At 36.9% G+C, this 19,602-nt stretch carries 22 protein-coding genes and 1 riboswitch; of the genes, 8 read left to right on the top strand and 14 right to left on the bottom strand.

Going from position 1 to position 19,602, the window contains the following annotated elements; all coding sequences use genetic code 11:
• Nucleotides 1-31: 31 nt before the first annotated feature.
• From LY60_RS01995 to LY60_RS02010, 4 genes are all read right to left on the bottom strand, one after another.
• On the bottom strand, nt 32-694 hold the full coding sequence (locus LY60_RS01995) for a DUF4367 domain-containing protein (RefSeq protein WP_145079281.1): 663 nt from the start codon (nt 692-694) through the stop codon (nt 32-34).
• Nucleotides 694-1,230 carry an RNA polymerase sigma factor gene (locus LY60_RS02000; RefSeq protein WP_145079285.1) on the bottom strand — a complete coding sequence of 179 codons (537 nt, stop codon included), beginning with the start codon at nt 1,228-1,230 and terminating at the stop codon, nt 694-696. Before LY60_RS02000 ends, LY60_RS01995 begins: the two co-directional genes overlap by 1 nt.
• A gap of 450 nt (nt 1,231-1,680) precedes the next feature.
• Entirely contained in the window at nt 1,681-1,956 is a 276-nt protein-coding gene (spoIIID, locus tag LY60_RS02005; RefSeq protein WP_019227998.1) for a sporulation transcriptional regulator SpoIIID, read from the bottom strand.
• A gap of 72 nt (nt 1,957-2,028) precedes the next feature.
• Nucleotides 2,029-2,745 carry a M23 family metallopeptidase gene (locus LY60_RS02010; RefSeq protein ID WP_145079288.1) on the bottom strand — a complete coding sequence of 239 codons (717 nt, stop codon included), beginning with the start codon at nt 2,743-2,745 and terminating at the stop codon, nt 2,029-2,031.
• A 133-nt stretch (nt 2,746-2,878) separates the two neighbouring features.
• Between LY60_RS02010 and spoIID the strand changes: the two genes are divergently transcribed.
• Both spoIID and LY60_RS02020 read left to right on the top strand, forming a co-directional pair.
• A complete protein-coding gene (gene spoIID, locus LY60_RS02015; protein WP_212633437.1) occupies nt 2,879-3,940 on the top strand; it encodes a stage II sporulation protein D in 1,062 nt (353 codons plus the stop codon).
• Between the two features lie 180 nt (nt 3,941-4,120).
• Nucleotides 4,121-4,444 carry a HesB-like protein gene (locus LY60_RS02020; protein WP_019228001.1) on the top strand — a complete coding sequence of 108 codons (324 nt, stop codon included), beginning with the start codon at nt 4,121-4,123 and terminating at the stop codon, nt 4,442-4,444.
• Nucleotides 4,445-4,677: 233 nt separating this feature from the next.
• On the opposite strand, the gene rpsR is transcribed toward LY60_RS02020, so the two are convergent.
• The 3 genes from rpsR to rpsF are packed head-to-tail and all read right to left on the bottom strand — an operon-like array spanning nt 4,678 to nt 5,771.
• A complete protein-coding gene (rpsR, locus tag LY60_RS02025; protein ID WP_019228002.1) occupies nt 4,678-4,962 on the bottom strand; it encodes a 30S ribosomal protein S18 in 285 nt (94 codons plus the stop codon).
• A 32-nt stretch (nt 4,963-4,994) separates the two neighbouring features.
• Nucleotides 4,995-5,459 carry a single-stranded DNA-binding protein gene (locus LY60_RS02030; RefSeq protein WP_019228003.1) on the bottom strand — a complete coding sequence of 155 codons (465 nt, stop codon included), beginning with the start codon at nt 5,457-5,459 and terminating at the stop codon, nt 4,995-4,997.
• A 24-nt stretch (nt 5,460-5,483) separates the two neighbouring features.
• On the bottom strand, nt 5,484-5,771 hold the full coding sequence (gene rpsF / locus LY60_RS02035) for a 30S ribosomal protein S6 (protein WP_019228004.1): 288 nt from the start codon (nt 5,769-5,771) through the stop codon (nt 5,484-5,486).
• 170 nt (nt 5,772-5,941) lie between these two features.
• A riboswitch (TPP riboswitch) is annotated at nt 5,942-6,041 on the top strand.
• Nucleotides 6,042-6,158: 117 nt separating this feature from the next.
• Here rpsF and thiW point away from each other — a divergent pair.
• Genes thiW through thiD form a run of 5 tightly spaced genes read left to right on the top strand, consistent with a single transcriptional unit; the run spans nt 6,159 to nt 10,210 of the window.
• Nucleotides 6,159-6,653 carry an energy coupling factor transporter S component ThiW gene (thiW, locus tag LY60_RS02040; protein WP_145079294.1) on the top strand — a complete coding sequence of 165 codons (495 nt, stop codon included), beginning with the start codon at nt 6,159-6,161 and terminating at the stop codon, nt 6,651-6,653.
• Nucleotides 6,650-7,957: a phosphomethylpyrimidine synthase ThiC gene (gene thiC / locus LY60_RS02045; RefSeq protein ID WP_145079296.1), complete on the top strand. Its 1,308-nt coding sequence runs from the start codon at nt 6,650-6,652 to the stop codon at nt 7,955-7,957. Before thiW ends, thiC begins: the two co-directional genes overlap by 4 nt.
• 21 nt (nt 7,958-7,978) lie before the next feature.
• Complete coding sequence (thiM, locus tag LY60_RS02050; protein ID WP_145079299.1) at nt 7,979-8,800, top strand: hydroxyethylthiazole kinase; 822 nt, start codon at nt 7,979-7,981, stop codon at nt 8,798-8,800.
• Complete coding sequence (gene thiE, locus LY60_RS02055; protein ID WP_170226078.1) at nt 8,787-9,431, top strand: thiamine phosphate synthase; 645 nt, start codon at nt 8,787-8,789, stop codon at nt 9,429-9,431. The genes thiM and thiE overlap by 14 nt, the downstream gene beginning before the upstream one ends.
• Nucleotides 9,431-10,210, top strand: coding sequence for a bifunctional hydroxymethylpyrimidine kinase/phosphomethylpyrimidine kinase (gene thiD / locus LY60_RS02060; RefSeq protein ID WP_145079302.1), 780 nt, complete (start codon nt 9,431-9,433; stop codon nt 10,208-10,210). Before thiE ends, thiD begins: the two co-directional genes overlap by 1 nt.
• A gap of 331 nt (nt 10,211-10,541) precedes the next feature.
• On the opposite strand, the gene LY60_RS02065 is transcribed toward thiD, so the two are convergent.
• Together LY60_RS02065 and LY60_RS02070 are read right to left on the bottom strand one after the other, a co-directional pair.
• Nucleotides 10,542-10,703, bottom strand: a complete 162-nt coding sequence (locus LY60_RS02065) for a CxxH/CxxC protein (RefSeq protein WP_145079305.1) — start codon at nt 10,701-10,703, stop codon at nt 10,542-10,544.
• 8 nt (nt 10,704-10,711) lie between these two features.
• Nucleotides 10,712-11,500, bottom strand: coding sequence for an MBL fold metallo-hydrolase (locus LY60_RS02070; RefSeq protein ID WP_145079308.1), 789 nt, complete (start codon nt 11,498-11,500; stop codon nt 10,712-10,714).
• A 155-nt stretch (nt 11,501-11,655) separates the two neighbouring features.
• Between LY60_RS02070 and LY60_RS02075 the strand changes: the two genes are divergently transcribed.
• Nucleotides 11,656-12,684, top strand: coding sequence for a M23 family metallopeptidase (locus LY60_RS02075; RefSeq protein WP_212633438.1), 1,029 nt, complete (start codon nt 11,656-11,658; stop codon nt 12,682-12,684).
• A 49-nt stretch (nt 12,685-12,733) separates the two neighbouring features.
• Here LY60_RS02075 and LY60_RS02080 read toward each other — a convergent pair whose 3' ends face one another.
• From LY60_RS02080 to LY60_RS02100, 5 genes are all read right to left on the bottom strand, one after another.
• Nucleotides 12,734-14,263, bottom strand: coding sequence for an S-layer homology domain-containing protein (locus LY60_RS02080; protein ID WP_145079313.1), 1,530 nt, complete (start codon nt 14,261-14,263; stop codon nt 12,734-12,736).
• Between the two features lie 35 nt (nt 14,264-14,298).
• The gene (locus LY60_RS02085; protein ID WP_145079316.1) at nt 14,299-16,008 is read right to left on the bottom strand and encodes a phospho-sugar mutase; all 1,710 of its coding nucleotides are present in this window, start codon (nt 16,006-16,008) and stop codon (nt 14,299-14,301) included.
• A gap of 11 nt (nt 16,009-16,019) precedes the next feature.
• The gene (gene galU / locus LY60_RS02090; protein WP_145079319.1) at nt 16,020-16,886 is read right to left on the bottom strand and encodes a UTP--glucose-1-phosphate uridylyltransferase GalU; all 867 of its coding nucleotides are present in this window, start codon (nt 16,884-16,886) and stop codon (nt 16,020-16,022) included.
• Nucleotides 16,887-16,970: 84 nt separating this feature from the next.
• Nucleotides 16,971-18,002, bottom strand: coding sequence for a rod shape-determining protein (mreB, locus tag LY60_RS02095; RefSeq protein WP_145079322.1), 1,032 nt, complete (start codon nt 18,000-18,002; stop codon nt 16,971-16,973).
• A 368-nt stretch (nt 18,003-18,370) separates the two neighbouring features.
• Nucleotides 18,371-19,522 carry a ribose-phosphate pyrophosphokinase gene (locus LY60_RS02100; RefSeq protein ID WP_145079325.1) on the bottom strand — a complete coding sequence of 384 codons (1,152 nt, stop codon included), beginning with the start codon at nt 19,520-19,522 and terminating at the stop codon, nt 18,371-18,373.
• Nucleotides 19,523-19,602 lie beyond the last annotated feature (80 nt).

Below are 19,602 nucleotides of genomic sequence, written 5' to 3' on the forward strand. Positions count from 1 at the left end.
TTTTTGAAATATTCTTAAAATTTTTAGAAATTTATTTTATTGATTCAGCCATTTGTTTTAAAATGCTTTCGTCTTCGTATCCACTAATAGAATAAGCGTAAATACCGTCACTAAAAATAACTGTAGTTAAACCATTTTGACTATAAGTTATACCAGTAGCTCCATTAATAAATATTTCTTTTGTATTTATTTCTTCGGTATTTATTGTTACATCATAATTTAAAGTAAATTGTTCATATATTAATTCATTCTTTTCAGCATTAGAATAAATTATTTGATAATATGTTTCATAATTCGTTTCTTCTAATTTGCTGTAACCTTCAGGTATAAAATTAGGTTCATGTTTGTCTTCTATCTTTTCTGGTGAATTTTCTTCTTTATCATTAAAGATCAATTCTGAAAATTCTTCATATATTTTTTCTATGAAATTAATAACCGGCAGCCTGATTGCTTCTACTGTCATTGATGCTGAGATTATAATAATTATGGAAGCTGCAGCTGCTATACTTCTTCTAATTTTATATCCGGCTAGAGTTACATATTTAATTTTAGATATTTTAATGAGCTTTTCCATTTTCTTTTCAAATTCATAGGAAAACTTATGATATTTTTTTAATTCCTGATTTGGTGGGAGTGAATCCAGTTCACTTTCCATTGAAATGACTAATGCCTTTTTCATTAATTCAGCAGACATTACTTATCCCTCTTTCTAATATTTTCTAACAATATTTTTCTGCCTCTTTGAAGCCTTTTCTTTACTGCTTCATTTTCAACATTTATTAACCTTGCTATTTCTTTTGTGCTTAATCCTTCAACGTAGGTTAAATACAGCACGTCCTTGTAAGTTACAGTTAAATTTGAAATTTCTTCTACAATTAAGTTAAATGAATACTTTGACAGTACTTCATCTTCTAAACTGTAATCATCAGAAATAATTTCACTGTAGTTATCAATATCTAAATATGATTTTTGTTTTTTTAAAATGTTTAAAGAAATGTTTCTCACTATAATAACAATATAACTTTTAGTCTGGGGACATATAGCTTCTGAAATATTGCTAATATTTTCTGCTATCTTGATAAATGTTTCATGAACCGCATCTTCCGAAAGATATTCATCATTTAAGATTTTGTTAGCCACATAAAACAATAGTTGTTTATATTGATAATATATTTTTTCAAATTTACTTTTTTCTTCTTCTGTATCTATTAGGTTTAAATATATTAGCATTTCTACCTCTTGTTCGAATTAATTTTGAATCAGAGATTCCAAATTCATGATGTTTAAAGTATAATTTGTCTTATAACTTATTTTTGCTATTAATTTAAAAGCAGATTTCATAATTCCTTTTCACTTCTAGTATTTCTAAGTTTACTTTCCACTTTTATCCTTAACTTAATAATATTATTTTCTTTTAAAAATAACAACTTAAAAATTTCAAAGGGTACTACTGGCATCATTTTTTAGCGACATATTCACAAAATCAAAAGCACTATAATGAATACAACATGCAATTTTCGACATCTATTTAAAGATACTTTTTTGAAAATTGCCCAGAAGGGATAAAAACATATATTATTTATAAAAAATTAATTGTATTTTACTTATATTTTGCAGCAAAATCAAAAAACTAAAAAGACACCAACCTATTGCAGTCAGTGCCTTTCCTCAATTGGTTAATTACATATTGCTTACTTCTTCGTGCTCATGTGCTTCTTTATATTTTAAGCGAGTAGCTTTACCTCCCCTAATGTGGCGTTCAGACTTATTTTTTAGCAAAACTCTTTTAACTTCGCTTGCAGCTGGAGGGTTCAATTTGGGAAGACGTTCTGTAACATCCTTATGGACTGTGCTTTTGCTGACACCGAATTTTTTTGCTGTCTGTCTTACAGTAGATTCAGTACTTATTATAAATTCCGCAATTTCCATGGCTCTCCGTTCTATGTAATCTTTCATGTTTAACCCCCTTTGGCTATACCGTCTTATTACATTTTTATGCGTTAATGTCTTTGTTAGAACATTATTTTGTTATTGAACAGTAATATAGTCCATGGGGTTAACATTTTTACCGTCAACAATCAATTCGAAATGCAGATGAGCTCCGTCAGCTGATTCTACACTTACGGTTTTTCCTACATTTCCTATTGTTTGTCCTTGTTTAACAGAATCACCAACAGCCACGGTTGAAGAAACCAAGTTGTTGTATAATGTTTTAACATTGTTTCCATGGTCAATAATAACTTCTGTGCCTGTAATCTCTGAGTTATTTACAGCTTCAACAGTTCCTGCAAATGCAGATTCAATCATCAACGTGTCCTTTGGCTTGATATCAACGCCGTTATGTACTCTCCATTCTCCAATTGCTTCATAATATACAAGGTCATTCAAAGTAAATTCCCTGATTATTTCACCTGCCAATGGCAATTTCATTGTTTTTAAGTCAAGGCTTTTTGCTTCCTGCTCATCATCTTTATCATTGCCGGCATTTTCATAATCTTCAATCACACCTTCAATATAATCCTCATATGGGTCTACATTGGCACCTATGTTTTCGTCTTCCGTTTCATTTTCTGCCAAATCATTTCCTTTATCTGAATTTGGATTCGATGTATATCTCCAAATTATTGCAGTTGATAAAAGTACAATACAAAGTGCAATTATAAAGAAACTTGTATCCCTGTTCTTGAGTCTAATAAAGAAATTTTTCATTTTCGCCTGAGCGTTTTTAAATCTGTTGTTCTTCATGTAAACCTCCTGTTTATCTTCTTTATTATCTTCACATAGTGTGTCCCATTTTTTTTATTTAATACATAATTGTTCTATTTTTTTTTATTGCTCATAAAATATTATGAAACTTATGATAAAAGGGGTTGATATTATGTTAAACCGAATGATTTATGCTGCTGTAATATTTGCAATGCTTCTGACAATTCCTAACATTTCTCTGGCTGTATTGGAGAATAAATTTGATACTAAAGGTGAAGTTGCAACTGCAGATACCAAAAGCAGCAATGAAGGCAATGAAACAAAAGAGTCACAAGAGGGTAATGATGAAGAGATACTTGAAACTTACAGCATTGAAGAACCTGAGCTCATTAAGGTGTACAACGTAAAAACAAATGATGTTATGGTTATTGATTTTGAGGATTACCTCAAGGGAGTTGTGGCTTCAGAAATGCCTGCCGAATTCAATATTGAAGCGCTGAAGGCACAGGTAATTACAGCAAGAACATATCTTTTGTACAGAATGAAGAAATATCCTGAAGGACAGCCTGAACACACGGATGCTCCCATATGCTCGGGAACCCACTGCCAGGTGTGGACTTCAAAGGAGGATCTCATTGCCTCCCACGATGACGGATGGTACGATGCATATTGGGGTAAAATTGAAGAATCTGTAAATTCAACAAGAGGACAGATTTTAACTTACGAAGGCAAAATCATTGAGCCTTTGTTTCATTCTGCCAGCGGAGGAAGAACTGAAAATTCAGAGGATGTTTTTTCTGCTTCTGTTCCATACTTAAGAAGTGTTGAAAGTCCTTATGAAAGTGAAGCTCCAAAACTTCATGCTTCTGTCAAGGTGACAGTCAGTGACTTTATAAACAAAATTGAATCCGTTTATGGAGACTTAGGGCTCACAAAAGACAACCTTGATGATATGATAGTGCTTGGAGAGGTCAGTGAAGGTGGAAAAATAAAGACATTGTTGGTTAATGGTGCTGAAATCACAGGACGTGAAATGCGTTCAATTTTTGGTCTCAATTCTACAAACTTCAGTTTCATTCAGACGGGAAATGAAATAGAAATTGTAACAACAGGTTACGGACACGGCGTAGGAATGAGCCAGTGGGGTGCTGATGGAATGGCCGAAGAAGGTTATAATTACAAGGAAATCTTGAAACATTACTACACAGGAGTTGAAATTGTAAGCATGAAGTAAAGCAATTAAGAATTAAGAGTTAAGAGTTAAAAATTTTATGTATATCAGGTCAGTTTGTTTTGCATATGTGTACGAGAATTAAAATCGCATGATTATTTAATATAATTTATTATGTACAACACAATTTTAATATGATATCATGATGTGTAACAAAAATGATTAACCAGAAAGGATTATACCATGATATTTATAAATGATACAGCATACGATGAATTCAAGGCATTGCTTGATGAGGCAAATGTTGATTCATACAACATAAGAATAGGAATTGACAACTATGCATGCAGCGGCCCTGTATTTGGAATATCAGTGAGCGAAGCTACTGATGGTGATGATGTTGAAACAATCAAAGAAGTCACTTTCATTGCAGAAAAATCACTGATTGAACAATTTGGAGGATTCATAATTGTTTCAAGCGAAGAAAACAACGGATACGGTGTAGGTCTTAAACCGGTTGTTCAGCCTCAGTCAGGCTGCAGCGGATGCGGCGGCGGATGCCACTAAACAATTAAGAGTTAAGAGTTAAAAATTATTTAAGCTAACGGATACCGTTAGCTTTTTTTATTATATGAATTATGAGATGTACAGCAACAATCCGGGCGGACACGAGGTCCTCCCCTACACATGGAAATTCAAGTTCACCAGAAAATGCTGATATCATCAGTCTGTAACCCTTCATTACAAAAACCGGCAACAAAAAAGACTTGTGCGAGCACAAATCTTCATTTTATTGTTTATTAGTCTGCTACGTATGGCATTAAAGCAATAGTTCTTGCTCTTTTAATTGCTCTTGTTACCATTCTCTGGTGTTTAGCACAAGCACCTGTGATTCTTCTTGGTAATATTTTACCTCTTTCAGTTGTATATTTCTTTAACTTTCCAAGGTCTTTATAATCTATATGTGTAGCTTTTTCCTGGCAGAACTGGCACACTTTCTTGCGTGGTCTTCTTTTGTTGCCCATTCTGTCATTTCTGTCGCCTCTATCTTCTCTAGAGTTGTTTCCGCCTTGTCTTGAACTCATTTATATTTCCTCCTTCCGTAATATTCTATTCATTAAAATGGGATATCTTCATCATCTACTGGCTGGAAAATGTCATTGTCTTCATCTGGGAATCCATCGAAAAAGCTGCTATCTGGCTGAACCGGTCTTCCCTGTTGCGGTGACGATGATTGGCCTTTTCCTGCGCCAACAAATTCTATTCTATCTGCTACGATATCGGTTGTATATCTTTTTTCGCCTGACTGTGTAGTGTAACTGCCTGTTGAAATTCTGCCGTGAACTGCACATTGGCTTCCTTTTGCAAGGTAGTTTGCACAATTTTCAGCTTGTTTTCCGAATACAGTTATACCTATAAAATCCGCGGTCTGTTTTCCTTGAGATGTCGCTTCTTGTTTCTTATCTCTTGACATTTCTCTGTCTACAGCTAAAGTGAATTTTGCTACAGCCATACCTGTTGAAGGTATGAATCTCAGTTCCGGATCTCTGGCTAGTCTTCCAATTAATACAACACTATTCATATTTTATCCTCTTTTATATAGTTTCTATTCTTCTACTGTTATCATGTGTCTAACAAAGTTATCGCTGATTTTACAAATTCTGTCTATTTCATTAACAGCATCTGCTTCTGATGTAAAGTCAACGAATACATAATAACCTTCTCTTTTTTTGTCGATTTCATAAGCAAGTCTTCTCTGACCCCACTCATTAACCTTTTCGATTGTTCCTTGTCTTTCAGTTATTATGTTTTTTACTTTTTCGATTTCAGCGTTTCTTACATCTTCTTCTAAATTAGCAAGCAGAATGAATGCGCCTTCATATTTTCTCATCATTTGAGTCACCTCCCTTTGGACTTTGGCCCCTGTACTCCCAGGAGCAAGGATAGCGAATATATTATAGCATTGCACAAAATTTTATACAAGCATTTTTTTGATTTTTTCCAAATTTATTTTAATTACATAAATCATTGACTAGTTTACACTTAAGTGCTAAGATTAATACAATTAAATATTTCGGGAGCTTTTGAAGGCTGAGAGGAAACATTGGTTTCGACCGTACCTGATTTGGATAATGCCAACGTAGGGAACATTGCAATGATACTATTGTATTAGCATATAGCGCACTTCACAAGCAGGTGCGCTTTTTATTTTACATTTTTGTCAGATGCAGCAGGTAATACTCTGAGACCAAAATATTTAAAATAAAATTTGGAGGTTTTTATGTCAAATTCAAAGAAATTAGCCCAGGCAGGAATTTTAATTGCCGTGGGTGTGGTGTGTTCAACATTTTCAATACCCATTGGAGCAGCAAAAGTTTTTCCAGTGCAGCATTTCATCAACGTTCTTGCAGGTGTTACTCTTGGACCTTTTTACGGCGTCAGCATGGCTTTTGTAACATCTCTGCTCCGTGTAATGATTGGTACAGGAAGTCTTCTGGCTTTCCCTGGAAGCATGTGCGGAGCATTCTTATGCGGCACGCTTTACAAGCATACTGAAAAAACGTCCCTTGCTTTTCTCGGTGAAATAGTGGGAACAGGAATAATAGGAGCATTGCTGGCTTATCCTGTGGCATCTATTGTAATGGGGCGTGAGGCTGCATTATTTGGTTTTATTGTTCCCTTTGGAATAAGTTCTGTTGCAGGTGCAGGAATTTCTTTAGTTTTTATAACAGCTTTGAAAAAAACCGGATTACAAATAATTGGAGGTATTAAATGAAAAATTACAGCACACAAATGGAAGCAGCAAAAAATGGAATCATAACTTCTGAAATGGAAGTAGTGGCAGAAAAGGAAAATATGAATGCCGAGAAAATAAGAGAACTTGTAGCCCTTGGAAGGGTTGCTATACCTGCTAACATAAATCACAAATCCCTGAGTCCCGAGGGTATAGGCGAAGGTCTTAAAACAAAAATAAATGTAAATCTTGGTGTTTCAGGTGACTGCGCGAATTATGAAAAAGAATTCGAAAAGGTTAAAATGTCCATTGAATTTGGTGCAGAAGCAATAATGGACCTGAGTAACTACGGCAAGACAAACACATTCAGAAAGCAGCTCATAGATTATTCTCCTGCGATGATTGGAACTGTACCCATGTATGATGCCATCGGATATCTGGAAAAAGATCTTCTGGAAATAAAGGCAGAAGACTTTCTGAGAGTTATTGAAGCTCATGCTGCTGAAGGTGTTGATTTCATGACTATTCATGCGGGATTAAACAAGAGGTCAATTGAAAGCTTCAAGCGTTCAAAACGACTTACAAACATTGTTTCAAGAGGAGGTTCACTGATTTTCGCTTGGATGGAAATGACGGGAAATGAAAATCCATTCTACGAACACTACGATGAGCTGCTGGACATATTGTACAAATATGATGTAACCATAAGCCTTGGGGATGCACTGAGGCCGGGAAGCATTAACGATTCAACAGATGCAGGACAAATTTCAGAACTAATTGAAATTGGACACCTGACAAAAAGAGCGTGGGACAAAAATGTGCAGGTACTGGTTGAAGGGCCTGGACACATGGCATTAAATGAAATTGCAGCAAACATGCAGCTTCAGAAAAGACTTTGTCACGGTGCTCCATTTTACGTTCTTGGGCCAATTGTTACAGACATTGCTCCCGGTTATGATCACATAACATCAGCCATTGGCGGAGCTGTTGCTGCTGCAAACGGAGCAGACTTTCTGTGCTATGTCACTCCTGCAGAACACTTGAGACTTCCCGATGTTAATGATGTAAAAGAAGGAATAATAGCCTCAAAAATTGCTGCCCATGCTGCAGATATAGCAAAAGGAATTCCTAATGCCAGAGACATAGACAACAAAATGAGCGATGCGAGAAGAAGAATCGACTGGGAAGAGATGTTTTCTTACGCCATAGACAAAAAAAAGGCAAGGGAATATTTTGAAAGTACACCTCCTGCTGACAAACACAGCTGTTCAATGTGCGGAAAAATGTGCGCCATGAGGACAACAAACAAAATATTAAACGGCGAGAAAGTCGAATTTTCAAACTAATATTTCAAAGGAGGCGACATCTTGTTTTCTAACGCTCTAAAAAAAATAAAAGAAACATGTCCGCTGGTTCACAACATAACAAACTACGTTACGGTTAATGACTGTGCTAATGTTCTCTTGTCTCTTGGTGCTTCACCCATAATGGCAGATGATGAACTGGAGGTTGAAGAAATAACATCCATGAGCAGCGCACTTGTCATAAACATAGGAACCTTGAACTCACGCACTGTACAGTCAATGATACTTGCAGGAAAAAAGGCAAATGAAATGAACATCCCTGTTGTACTTGATCCTGTTGGTGCCGGAGCCTCAAGACTAAGAACAGAAACTACGTTTAGACTCCTCAATGAAATAAAATTTACAGCAATTAGGGGAAATATCTCAGAAATAAAAACTATTGGGAGTTTAAGCAGTACAACAAGGGGCGTCGATGCTGACAATTCTGACAGCATTACACATGAAAAAATTTCTGATACTGCTGAATTTGCCAAAAAGCTTTCCATTGCAACAGGAGCAGTCATATCCATAACAGGAGCAATTGACATAGTATCAGACAGAGAAAAATCATACATAATTAAAAACGGGCATCCCATGATGAGTAAAATTTCAGGAACAGGATGTATGCTTTCTTCCATAACAGGCGCATTTGCTGCATCAGGTGATAATATTCTGGATTCCTGCGCTGCTGCTGTGTGTACCATGGGCATATGCGGTGAGGAAGCTTATGAAAAAATCATGAAATCTGGCAGCGGAACATCTTCATTTAAAACACATCTAATTGATTATATGGGAATCATGGATGACAATGTGCTCGAAGGGAGGGCCAAAATTGAAATTAGATAGAAATTCAATGGTTCTTTATGCAATAACTGGACGCACATGGCTTGGAGACAAAAAACTTTCTGAAGTTGTGGAACAAGCCATACTTGGCGGAGCGACATTTGTACAGCTCAGGGAAAAAAATGTGAGTTTTGATGAATTTGTTCAGCTGGCAAGAGAAGTAAAATCTGTAACTGACAAGTACAATGTTCCTTTTGTAATAAACGACAATGTTGAAGTTGCCCTAAGAGTTGATGCCGACGGTGTTCACATAGGACAGGGCGATGTCTCTGTTAAATCAGCAAGAGACATGCTTGGCAGACATAAAATTATAGGCGTTTCTGCAAAAAATGCCCATGCAGCAGTTTCAGCCCAGCTTGAAGGAGCTGATTACATAGGTGCAGGTTCTGTTTTTTCAACTTCAACCAAACTTGATGCGGAAAACATCAATCTTGATATATTGAAAGAAATAACCTCTTCCGTGAGCATTCCTGTTGTAGCAATAGGCGGAATCAACAAGGACAATGTGCTAAATCTTTCTGGATGCGGTATTGATGGAATTTGTGCAATATCAGCAATCTTTGGACAGGCAGATGTAAGGAAAGCTGCTTCAGAACTATTTAAGCTGTCTGAACAAACAGTTGGAGGATACTGATGAGAAAAATACTTGCCATTGCCGGATCTGACTGCAGCGGCGGCGCAGGAATACAGGCTGACCTCAAGACAATAACAAGCCATAAAATGTACGGCATGAGTGTTATAACAGCTCTTACTGCTCAAAACACAACAGGGGTATTCGGAGTCATGGAGTCCACCCCTGATTTTGCAGCAAAACAGCTTGATGCCGTATTTTCTGACATTTATCCGGATGCTGTTAAAATTGGAATGGTTTCAAGCAAGACACTTATTGAGGTAATAGCTGAAAAGCTCGCTGAATATAAAGCAAAAAATATTGTTCTTGATCCGGTTATGATTTCAACCAGCGGAAGCAAACTTTTAAATGATGATGCAATTGAAACTCTCAAATATAAACTCATGCCTCTGGCAGACATAATAACACCAAATATTCCGGAAGCCGAATGTCTTTCAGGAATTAAAATTAAAAACAAGCAGGACATGGAAGAGGCAGCACTTAAAATTTCAAAAAATTTCCCGGGACATATCTTAATCAAAGGCGGCCACCTTGAAGACTCAAGCGACGACCTTCTATTCCATGACGGAATGTTTTCCTGGTACAATCATGAAAAAATAAAAAACACCAATACCCATGGAACAGGTTGTACACTGTCATCAGCCATAGCCTGCAGCCTGGCTGACGGTTTCACAGTTGCTGAAAGCATCTTCAATGCAAAGAATTACCTGACAGGAGCCCTCAACTACAATCTTAACCTCGGAAAGGGAAGAGGTCCTCTAAATCATTGCTGGAACATATAAAAAAGTTGCTCCGCAACTCCGCTAGGGGGACCTATGTCCCCCTTCGGCGTTAAAACGCATACGCGTTTTAACGCCGCACCCCCCTTAACGGCAAGGACGTCCCGTCCTTTGCAATCCTCGTTTTATATATGATAGGAAAGAGAACTTTCCTATCATATATAAAAGAGATGAATTAATTCATCTCAGTTTAATGACAAATATATATGGACGTTGTCATTCTGAGGCGTAGCCGAAGAATCTCATGTTTTCAACAAAGATGAGATCCTTCACTACCGTTCAGGATGACAGCGTCGGGGTTTGTCAATAGTCTAAGATGATATTCATCTCTTTTTTATGCTTCGATTTTATATTCTGCAGCTTTTTCGCAGTAGCTGCATTTTTTTTCTTCTTCTATTTTTTCCAGCTGGGGAGCCTTTTCTTCATTGTTTACAAAATCATCCAAAGCAAGCTCTGCATGCTCCAAACATGAGTAAATTATATTTTCTTCATTCATTTTATCACCTATATTTCATATACTCGGCTCGATCTGTCCCTGTATGTCATGTCTAAACAGATTCCCGGGTTAACTTCTATGCAGTTTTCCTTCAGTATATTTTCAACTGTCTTATAAGCCAGTTGAGGAAAATTATTTTCTTTGCTGAGATGCCCCAAAAGAACAATCTCTGTCCCTCTTTTAACCACCTTGCTGATAAGGTGTCCGGCAGTGTCGTTGGACATATGTCCAAACTCACCCAAAACCCTTCGTTTTAGCGGCCATGGGTACGGCCCTATGAGAACCATGTCTTCGTCATGATTTGACTCAACCAACAGCAAATCTGAATCCATGATGCTGTTTGTTATGTTGTCATTCACACAGCCTGTGTCTGTAACAAGGCTGATTTTTTTATTGTTGTAGAATATGTTGTATCCCACAGGATGAGCTGCATCATGAGATATATCAAATGCCCTCACCGCAAGATCTCCCACCTCAACTATGTCATCCATGATTCTAATATTGTGTGACTTAATTTCTCCAATGGCTGAGCTCATTGCTTCCCATGTCTTTGCATTTGCATAAATGGGAACATCAAAGCGCCTTGATATTATTCCCGCTCCCTGTATGTGGTCTGAATGCTCGTGGGTTATAAACAAGGCATCTATTTTTTTGGGGTCTTCCCCTATATTCATAATTTCCTGCTGGATTTTTTTGCCGCTTAAGCCTGCATCCACAAGAATTGTTGTGTTTTCAGTTTTAATATATTGGCAGTTGCCGCTGCTCCCGCTGTACAACGAACAAAATTTTAACTTCAATTTGTCCTCCCGGTGTTACCATTTAATCAGATTTATATTAACATATAAATCAAATTATTACAATTAAATCTTCTCGTTATAATTCAATGTTCAATTCGTTCTAATGACACTTTTGTATGCATAAAATTTATTATATTATAATTCAGGGGTACGCGATGATTATAAAAATAAAATCTAAGTTTCTGGTAATTTTCACAGCAATAATATTATGTTCAGCACTGGCCGCAACAGTGTTTCTCAATTCCTCCAGGTCTGTGTCTGTCAATGAAGAAAAAACATTCATCAAGTGGGTCGATTTCAGGGTATGCTATGAGGCTATGGACAAGGCGCTTAAAGCTGACATTAACAGTGTGGATGAAGAAGTAAAATTAAACTGGATTGAAATTCTTTCATACTTGGGAACCAGGTATGGCGGAAATTTTTCCAGATACAAATCAAAGGATATGGATGCACTGATTGCAAAGCTTAAAAGCGGCGAAAGCATCGAGAGCCTTACAAAGGATCTGAAACACTACGATTATTATTTCGAAGCATATACAGCAGTACTTGGAGGATTCGTAGGTCCTTACGAAATTCAGATTGATGATGAAAACAATCCCGGCAAGAAAATATGGGTGCAGAAATATGGTCTCAAGGCATTTTCTCCAATTGCGGGAGGATATTACTACAATCATTACGATGACTTTGGAAATTCCAGAAGCTATGGCTTCACCCGTTCCCACTTGGGAAATGATCTCATGGGTTCCGTGGGCACACCTATTGTAGCTGTTGAAACAGGAAGAATTGAAGCACTCGGCTGGAATCAGTACGGAGGTTGGCGAATAGGCATCAGAAGTCTGGACAGCAAAAGATATTACTACTATGCACATTTGAAGAAAGACCATCCATATGTAAAATCCCTCAAGGAAGGTGACATTGTCCATGCAGGAGATGTTATTGGTTATCTTGGAATGACAGGATACAGCCGCAAGGAAAATGTGAATAACATCAATGTCCCGCATCTTCATTTTGGAATGCAGCTTGTTTTTGACGAATCGCAAAAGGAAACACTGGCTGAAATATGGATTGATGTTTACAAAATCGTAAATCTCTTAAACAGGAATAAGTCTCCTGTAACATTCAATAAAGATACAAAAGAATTTGAAAGGATTTATGACATCAGATTCCACAATGTACAGCAATAAACAACACAAACAAGAGCCGCGTATTTTCGCGGCTCTCATTACGATTTACTTAATTATTTTTTTCTTCTAGTTTGTCTGAGATTTTTACCATTAAGGCAGCTGCCTCAGCTCTTGAAAGGTAATCATTTGGACAGAATGATCCTGAATACTTGCCTGAAATCAATCCATTAGTGTATGCGTTTTTGACAGCTTTCTTTTCGTTATTGCTTAAGTTTCCCAAATCCGAAAAGATTGTGTTAATATCAAGGTTGTCATAATTATGGTCTTCTTCAAAAAGTCCATCCATCATGAGGGTTGCTTCTTTTCTTGTAAGTTTCTCCAAAGGTTTAAGTTCTTCTCTGTAGGAGTCAAGAAGACCTAGGTCATAAATTTCTTCCACATATTCAACGGCCCAAGGGTTGATTTTTGAGGCATCACTGAAAGGCAATTCTTCACCTGGAATTAAATCTTCAGCACCTGCAGCCGGTATACCTGATTCAGCTATTATTTCTTCTGTTCCATTTTCAGCCAGTGCAATTGATTTTTCCTTCTGTTCTTCTTCGCTTATATCAATTGCTTTTCCTAGGAATATACAGAATTCTTCCTTTGTGGCAATTCTGTTTGGATTGAATGACTTTGATTCGCTTATGATGCCCTTGTTATAAAGGTCCATTATGTCTTTCCTTGCCCAGTGGAAAGCTATGTCATCATAGACGTATCTTCCGTGTTCAATGTCTCCGGTTCTTAAGAGCCAATTTCTTTCAATCCAGCCCTCAGTATTTTCATTGACATATACCTTGTACCAGTAGTATCCGTTTTTCAGAACCGGTCCTTCAGTTATTGTACCAAGCTGATTTTCTCCTAACTGATGAATATATGCACCTGCAGGCTGGTCTCTCAGCTCATATGTTTCTCTTACTCCGTCGGTTCTTACATAATCACCCTTTTCATACAGTACAATATTGCCGCTGTTTGTGTAGGCTGGTGTTGGAACAACCAATGACCTGCTCGGCTTCCCTGAATATGGAAGATATGAGAAGTCAATGTTGTTTATCTTCTTTCCGTATTCCTTTTCAATTACATTGTAAATCGTCTGCTGATATGTATATTTTTTTGCATAGGAAGTAACCTCGTTTGGATTGTTGCTTTGAGCCCATCCATTGTATGCCCATAGAGCAAAGTACCAATTTTCCAAAATGTTTGGATCCATGTTTCCCACGCTTGACACAGATTGATAAGAACTCATGCTCCATTTGTTCAACAGAACATCAGCTCCTGCCTCTATGTTGTATTTAATATCATATTTCAGTCTTTCTGAGTCGTATCCGCCGTTTCTGTTGCTCACCTGCATAAGCCCTATGCTGCTGCCGCTTATCTTTGGCGTTCCGTCTGTGTTGTAATGTTCATAAACAGATTCAACTCTTGCTATAGCCTTCAGCAATACTGAAGGAATAGCTCTTTTTTGTGCAACATCCTCTATCATGGATTCAATTTCCGCTCTAGAAGGATTGGTTCCTGCAAAAGCCAGTGTGTTAAATGTAAATACAAAAACGAAAATTAATAGAATTATTTTTCGGGTTGTGGTTTTAAATATTTTCATATTTACAGCCTCCCTATCTTTTTATTTTAACTGCATTAGTTATTTATCTGAATGCGGTCAATTATGCTTAATATTTCTTTCTTGGTATTTTCCAAAACTTGCGTGGATTTGCTCTCATTTTCTTCATTAATTGAAAAATATACTTTTAGTTTAGGTTCTGTGCCTGAAGGTCTGAGCACCAGCCATGACCCATTCTCAAAACAGAATTTAAGCACATCCGACTTTGGATAGCTCAAATGTTCTGTCTTGCCTGTTAACAGGTTTAATTCAATTCCCATTTTGTAATCATAAATATATGGTATGTTCTTGCCTGCAATTGAAGAAAGTTTGTTTTCTCTGAAGTTCTCCATGATTGATTTCATTTTGCTTTGTCCAGAGGCTCCGGCAAATGTAAGAGAAATTGTTTCTTCAATATAATAACCATGTTCCCTGTAAATATCCTTAAGAACTTCTAATAGTGTTTTCCCGTTTCTCTTATAATATGCAGCCATTTCGCAAATGAGCATACTTGCAATCACTGCATCCTTGTCTCTGACAAATGTTCCTGCCAGATACCCGTAGCTTTCCTCATATCCAAAAATAAAGTTGTTGGATTTTGTATCTTCAAATTTCTGCATCAATTCAGCAATATATTTAAATCCTGTCAATGTGTCAAAGCTTGCCACATTGTACTTAGATGCTATGGCTCTTCCTATTTCACTTGTGACAATTGTTTTTACAACTGCTGCATTTTCCGGAATCATACCCTTTTCATCAAGAGAACTGAGCACATAGTTCAACAGCAATGCTCCTGTCTGATTACCGTTCAGAGGTACATATCCACCATCACTGCTTCTTACAACCAGACCTACTCTGTCACAGTCAGGATCTGTTCCAATGATTATTTCGCCATTTAATTCCCCTGCCCTTTTGATTGCAATTTCAAAGGCACTGATTTCTTCCGGATTCGGTGACTTAACTGTAGAAAACATGGGATCAGGCATTTCCTGTTCCTTTACAACACGAACATTCTTGTACCCAAGTTCATCCAGCACTCTTCTTACAGGCATGTTTCCTGTTCCATGAAGCGGAGTGTAAATTATGTTTAAATTTTTGTCCACATCATCTCTGATGCTTAATTTCTTAACCTCATTTATGTAAGTTGTATCAAGTTCATTTCCAATTGTTACGATTTTGTCATTATCTTCAGTGGTTAATTTAACATCCTTAAGATTAACCTTATTGATCATACTTATAATTTCATCTGCGTCCTCAACAACTTGCCCACCATACTGGTCATAAACCTTGTAGCCATTGTATTCAGGCGGGTTATGGCTTGCGGTTATAACAACGCCGGCCTTGCAGCCGTAGTGTCTCACTGCAAATGAAAGTTCAGGCGTGGGTCTTAAGCTTTCAAACAAATATACCTTTATATTGTTTGCTGCAAAAACAGCTGCTGTTTTGCCGGCAAACTCCTTTGACATGTTTCTTGAGTCATAAGCAATAGCAGCACTTAGCTGCTCACCGCTATATTTTTTGTTCAGAAAATCAGCAATACCTTGTGTCGCCTTAGCTACAGTAACAAAGTTCATGCGGTTTGTACCTGCACCTATTTTCCCCCGCATGCCTCCTGTGCCGAATTCCAACTCTCTGTAGAATCTGTCCTCAACTTCGCTTTCGATTTTTTCGATTTTTTTCAGCTCTTCTTTCAAGGATTCATCTACATATGGACTTTCCAGCCATATATCCAATTTTTCTCTGTACATGACAACACCTCTTAATTTAAATTTATTTTGCTTAAATATGATTTAAAACTGTCCCTTAAATCATCTCTTTTAAGCGCAAAGTCAACCGTTGCTTCAAGAAAACCTATCTTGCTTCCAACGTCGTATCTCCTGCCTTCAAAAATATATGCAAAAACATCTTCAATATTACAAAGGTCTTTTAAACCGTCTGTGAGCTGAATTTCTCCGCCCACGCCTTTTTTTGTATTTTCAAGTATTTCAAATATTTTAGGTGTGATGATGTATCTTCCCAATATTGCAATGTTTGTGGGAGCATTATCTACCGATGGCTTTTCAACCAGGTCCTTTACTGAATACATCTTATCATTTAATTTTGTGCCTGAAACAATTCCGTACTTGTTAACATTTTCCCACCCCACCGGCTGCACTCCGAGAATTGTGGAGTTATATTCTTCAAACATTTCAATCATTTGTTTTAAACATGGCTTTTGGGAATCAACTATGTCATCTCCCAGAAGAACTGCAAATGGTTCATTGCCAACAAATGATTTTGCGCAATAAACAGCATGGCCAAGTCCTAGTGGGTCTTTTTGTCTAACTGTATGTATGTTTATCATCTTGGAAATTTTTCTCACTTCTTCAAGCATTTCTTCTTTGCGAGTTTTTTCCAGATTGTCTTCAAGTTCATAAGCTCTGTCAAAATGGTCTTCTATTGAGCCTTTGTTTCTTCCGGTAATGATTAATACATCTTCTATGCCAGAAGCAATTACTTCCTCTACTATGTACTGTATTGTGGGTTTGTCGACTATGGGGAGCATTTCTTTTGGAATTGCTTTTGTTGCCGGCAAAAACCTTGTTCCTAGTCCAGCTGCAGGTATAACTGCTTTTTTAATTTTCATATTCAACCTCGTTTTATGTTGTTAGCCGTTATTTAAAACAAATCAATAGATTAAGCTAACTTAACCTATTGATTTTGACTATCATTAAGAACCGCTGTAGTTTGTTTTAATGTTTTCTGTAATCAATGAATCCTTAAGAACATCCATGTGCTCCAGTGACTGACCTGTACCTTTTGCTACGCATGATATAGCATCATCTGCAATTGCAACATTAAGTCCTGTTCTTTTGCCTATTAACTTGTCAAGGCCTCTTATGAGGCATCCGCCGCCTGTCATAATTATTCCTTTTTCGCTTATGTCGGCAGCCAGTTCAGGAGGAGTTTTTTCAAGAACTGAGTGAATAGCATCTGCAATGGAAGTAATTGTTTCTTCCAATGCTTCCAGCATATCTGATGAAGAAATAGTCAAATTAACAGGAAGTCCTGTAACAAGGTTTCTGCCTCTTACTTCCATGTATTTTTCCTCTTCTTCAGGAAATGCAGTTCCAATGTTTATTTTAAGCTCTTCTGCACTTCTTAAGCCTATCATCACATTGTATTTCTTTCTTACATATCTCACTATTGCGTCGTCGCACTTATCTCCGGCAATTTTTATTGATTTGCTCACAACTATTCCTCCCAGAGAAATAACTGCAATGTCTGTAGTACCGCCGCCCATGTCTATTATCATGTGTCCTGAAGGTTTTGTTATGTCAAGGCCCGCTCCTATGGCAGCAGCAACAGGTTCTTCTATTAAGTATGTTTTCTTTGCTCCTGCATTGTTGCTTGCTTCCAGGACAGCTCTTTTTTCAACTTCTGTAACTCCGCTTGGAACGCATATTATAACCCTTGGTTTTATAATTGAATTTCCTACTGCCTTCTTAATGAAGTATTTCAGCATCTTTTCTGTTATGTCAAAATCTGAAATTACGCCGTCCCTCAAAGGTCTTATGGCAACTATGTTGCCTGGTGTACGACCTAGCATTTTTCTTGCTTCTTCACCAACCTCGAGTATTTTATTAGTATTTATATCTATTGCAACAACAGAAGGTTCGTTTATTACTATTCCTTTGCCTTTGATATATACTAATACGCTGGCAGTACCAAGGTCGATTCCAATGTCCATTCTGAAACTCATTTTTATCCTCCTGAATTTCCTTTTCATATATTTTACTTATTTTTATTCAAATTATACAAATTATACCATAATGATACAATGATAAAAATTATACCACATTATTCGTATTATTTCAATTTTTTTGTTTTTGCTAAAATAATACTTTGTAAAGCTTTTAAATTATTATTAAAAAGTTGCTCCGCAACTCCGCTAGGGGGACCTATGTCCCCCTTCGGCGTAAAAATACTAACGTATTTTTGACTCCGCACCCCCCTTGACGGCAAGGGCGCCCCGCCCTTTGCAATCCCCGTTTTATATATACTAGGAAATATAACTTTCCTAGTATATATAAAATTAAAATGTCTGCTTTTAAACAGACATTTTAGTAATTATTTAAGCAGTTTTTTAATTTTTTGAACAGGATCCAAAAGCTCGCTCAAAGATCTGTCATAGTTCAATGTGTCTATTATGTTTGCTATATATTTTGACATGTCCACTTCGGTGTACCAAGGTTTTTGAAGAAGTTCAGGTTTTCTGTATATCATATTTGATGTAAATATCCTTGTTATTGTTCCTTCTTCAAATGCTTTGTCAAACTTGTCAAATCCTTCTGTAAACAAGCCGAATGACGAGAAAACATATACGTTTCTTGCTTTTCTTTCCTTCAGCTTCTTTGCTACATCAATCATTGAGTCGCCGGAAGCAATCATGTCGTCTACCACTATTACATCCTTACCTTCCACATTGTCCCCAAGGAACTCATGGCTTATAACAGGGTTCTTGCCGTTTACAATCACAGAATAATCTCTTCTCTTGTAGAACATTCCAAGATCCAGTCCCATAACAGAAGCATAGTACATGCATCTTGTCATTCCGCCTTCATCAGGAGATATAACCATAAGGTGATTTCTGTCTATTGTTGCATCTGTAACAGTTCTTACAAATGCCTTTATCATTTGATAATGAGGATGGAAATCTTCAAACCCATGAAGAGGAATTGCATTTTGAACTCTTGGGTCGTGAATATCAAATGAAATTATATTTTCAACTCCCATATTTGTAAGTTCTTGCAGAGCAAGTGCACAGTCCAGTGATTCTCTGGAAGCCCTTTTGTGCTGTCTTCCTTCATAAAGCATTGGCATGATGACCGTAATTCTTTTGGCCTTGCCGTTCATGGCTGCTATAACCCTTTTCAGGTCCTGATAATGATCATCTGGACTCATGGGAACATCCATGCCATACATCTTGAATTTTACTCCATAATTAAAAACATCAGATATTATAAATATGTCATGGCCTCTTACTGTTTCATTGATAACACCCTTTGCTTCACCTGATCCAAATCTAGGACAAACAGCATCCAGCAAATATGTTCTTACAGGATTTGAACCTTCTGAATATATAACACCATTGTTATCCTGTCTCCATTCTTTCAAATAGTAATCTATCTTTGCGGCTATTTCTTCACAGCCTTTCATTGCAACAATTGACAAGTCTCCAAATGGTTTAGGTTCATTGTACACATAATCATTTATATTCATTTTTTCCTCCTGTTTTAAAACAATGCTTTCATTTCTTTTTACATTCTATCAAAAATTTATCAATTGTCAAAAGAAAGTGC

Source organism: Sedimentibacter saalensis, from assembly GCF_007830175.1.
GTDB classification, from domain to species: Bacteria; Bacillota; Clostridia; order Tissierellales; family Sedimentibacteraceae; genus Sedimentibacter; species Sedimentibacter saalensis.

Coding starts and splice junctions, on each gene's coding strand:
- LY60_RS01995 (WP_145079281.1), bottom strand. CDS start 694: ATGTCTGCTGAATTAATGAAAAAGGCATTAGTCATTTCAATGGAAAGT.
- LY60_RS02000 (WP_145079285.1), bottom strand. CDS start 1,230: ATGCTAATATATTTAAACCTAATAGATACAGAAGAAGAAAAAAGTAAA.
- spoIIID (WP_019227998.1), bottom strand. CDS start 1,956: ATGAAAGATTACATAGAACGGAGAGCCATGGAAATTGCGGAATTTATA.
- LY60_RS02010 (WP_145079288.1), bottom strand. CDS start 2,745: ATGAAGAACAACAGATTTAAAAACGCTCAGGCGAAAATGAAAAATTTC.
- spoIID (WP_212633437.1), top strand. CDS start 2,879: ATGTTAAACCGAATGATTTATGCTGCTGTAATATTTGCAATGCTTCTG.
- LY60_RS02020 (WP_019228001.1), top strand. CDS start 4,121: ATGATATTTATAAATGATACAGCATACGATGAATTCAAGGCATTGCTT.
- rpsR (WP_019228002.1), bottom strand. CDS start 4,962: ATGAGTTCAAGACAAGGCGGAAACAACTCTAGAGAAGATAGAGGCGAC.
- LY60_RS02030 (WP_019228003.1), bottom strand. CDS start 5,459: ATGAATAGTGTTGTATTAATTGGAAGACTAGCCAGAGATCCGGAACTG.
- rpsF (WP_019228004.1), bottom strand. CDS start 5,771: ATGATGAGAAAATATGAAGGCGCATTCATTCTGCTTGCTAATTTAGAA.
- thiW (WP_145079294.1), top strand. CDS start 6,159: ATGTCAAATTCAAAGAAATTAGCCCAGGCAGGAATTTTAATTGCCGTG.
- thiC (WP_145079296.1), top strand. CDS start 6,650: ATGAAAAATTACAGCACACAAATGGAAGCAGCAAAAAATGGAATCATA.
- thiD (WP_145079302.1), top strand. CDS start 9,431: ATGAGAAAAATACTTGCCATTGCCGGATCTGACTGCAGCGGCGGCGCA.
- LY60_RS02065 (WP_145079305.1), bottom strand. CDS start 10,703: ATGAATGAAGAAAATATAATTTACTCATGTTTGGAGCATGCAGAGCTT.
- LY60_RS02075 (WP_212633438.1), top strand. CDS start 11,656: ATGATTATAAAAATAAAATCTAAGTTTCTGGTAATTTTCACAGCAATA.
- LY60_RS02080 (WP_145079313.1), bottom strand. CDS start 14,263: ATGAAAATATTTAAAACCACAACCCGAAAAATAATTCTATTAATTTTC.
- LY60_RS02085 (WP_145079316.1), bottom strand. CDS start 16,008: ATGTACAGAGAAAAATTGGATATATGGCTGGAAAGTCCATATGTAGAT.
- galU (WP_145079319.1), bottom strand. CDS start 16,886: ATGAAAATTAAAAAAGCAGTTATACCTGCAGCTGGACTAGGAACAAGG.
- mreB (WP_145079322.1), bottom strand. CDS start 18,002: ATGAGTTTCAGAATGGACATTGGAATCGACCTTGGTACTGCCAGCGTA.
- LY60_RS02100 (WP_145079325.1), bottom strand. CDS start 19,522: ATGAATATAAATGATTATGTGTACAATGAACCTAAACCATTTGGAGAC.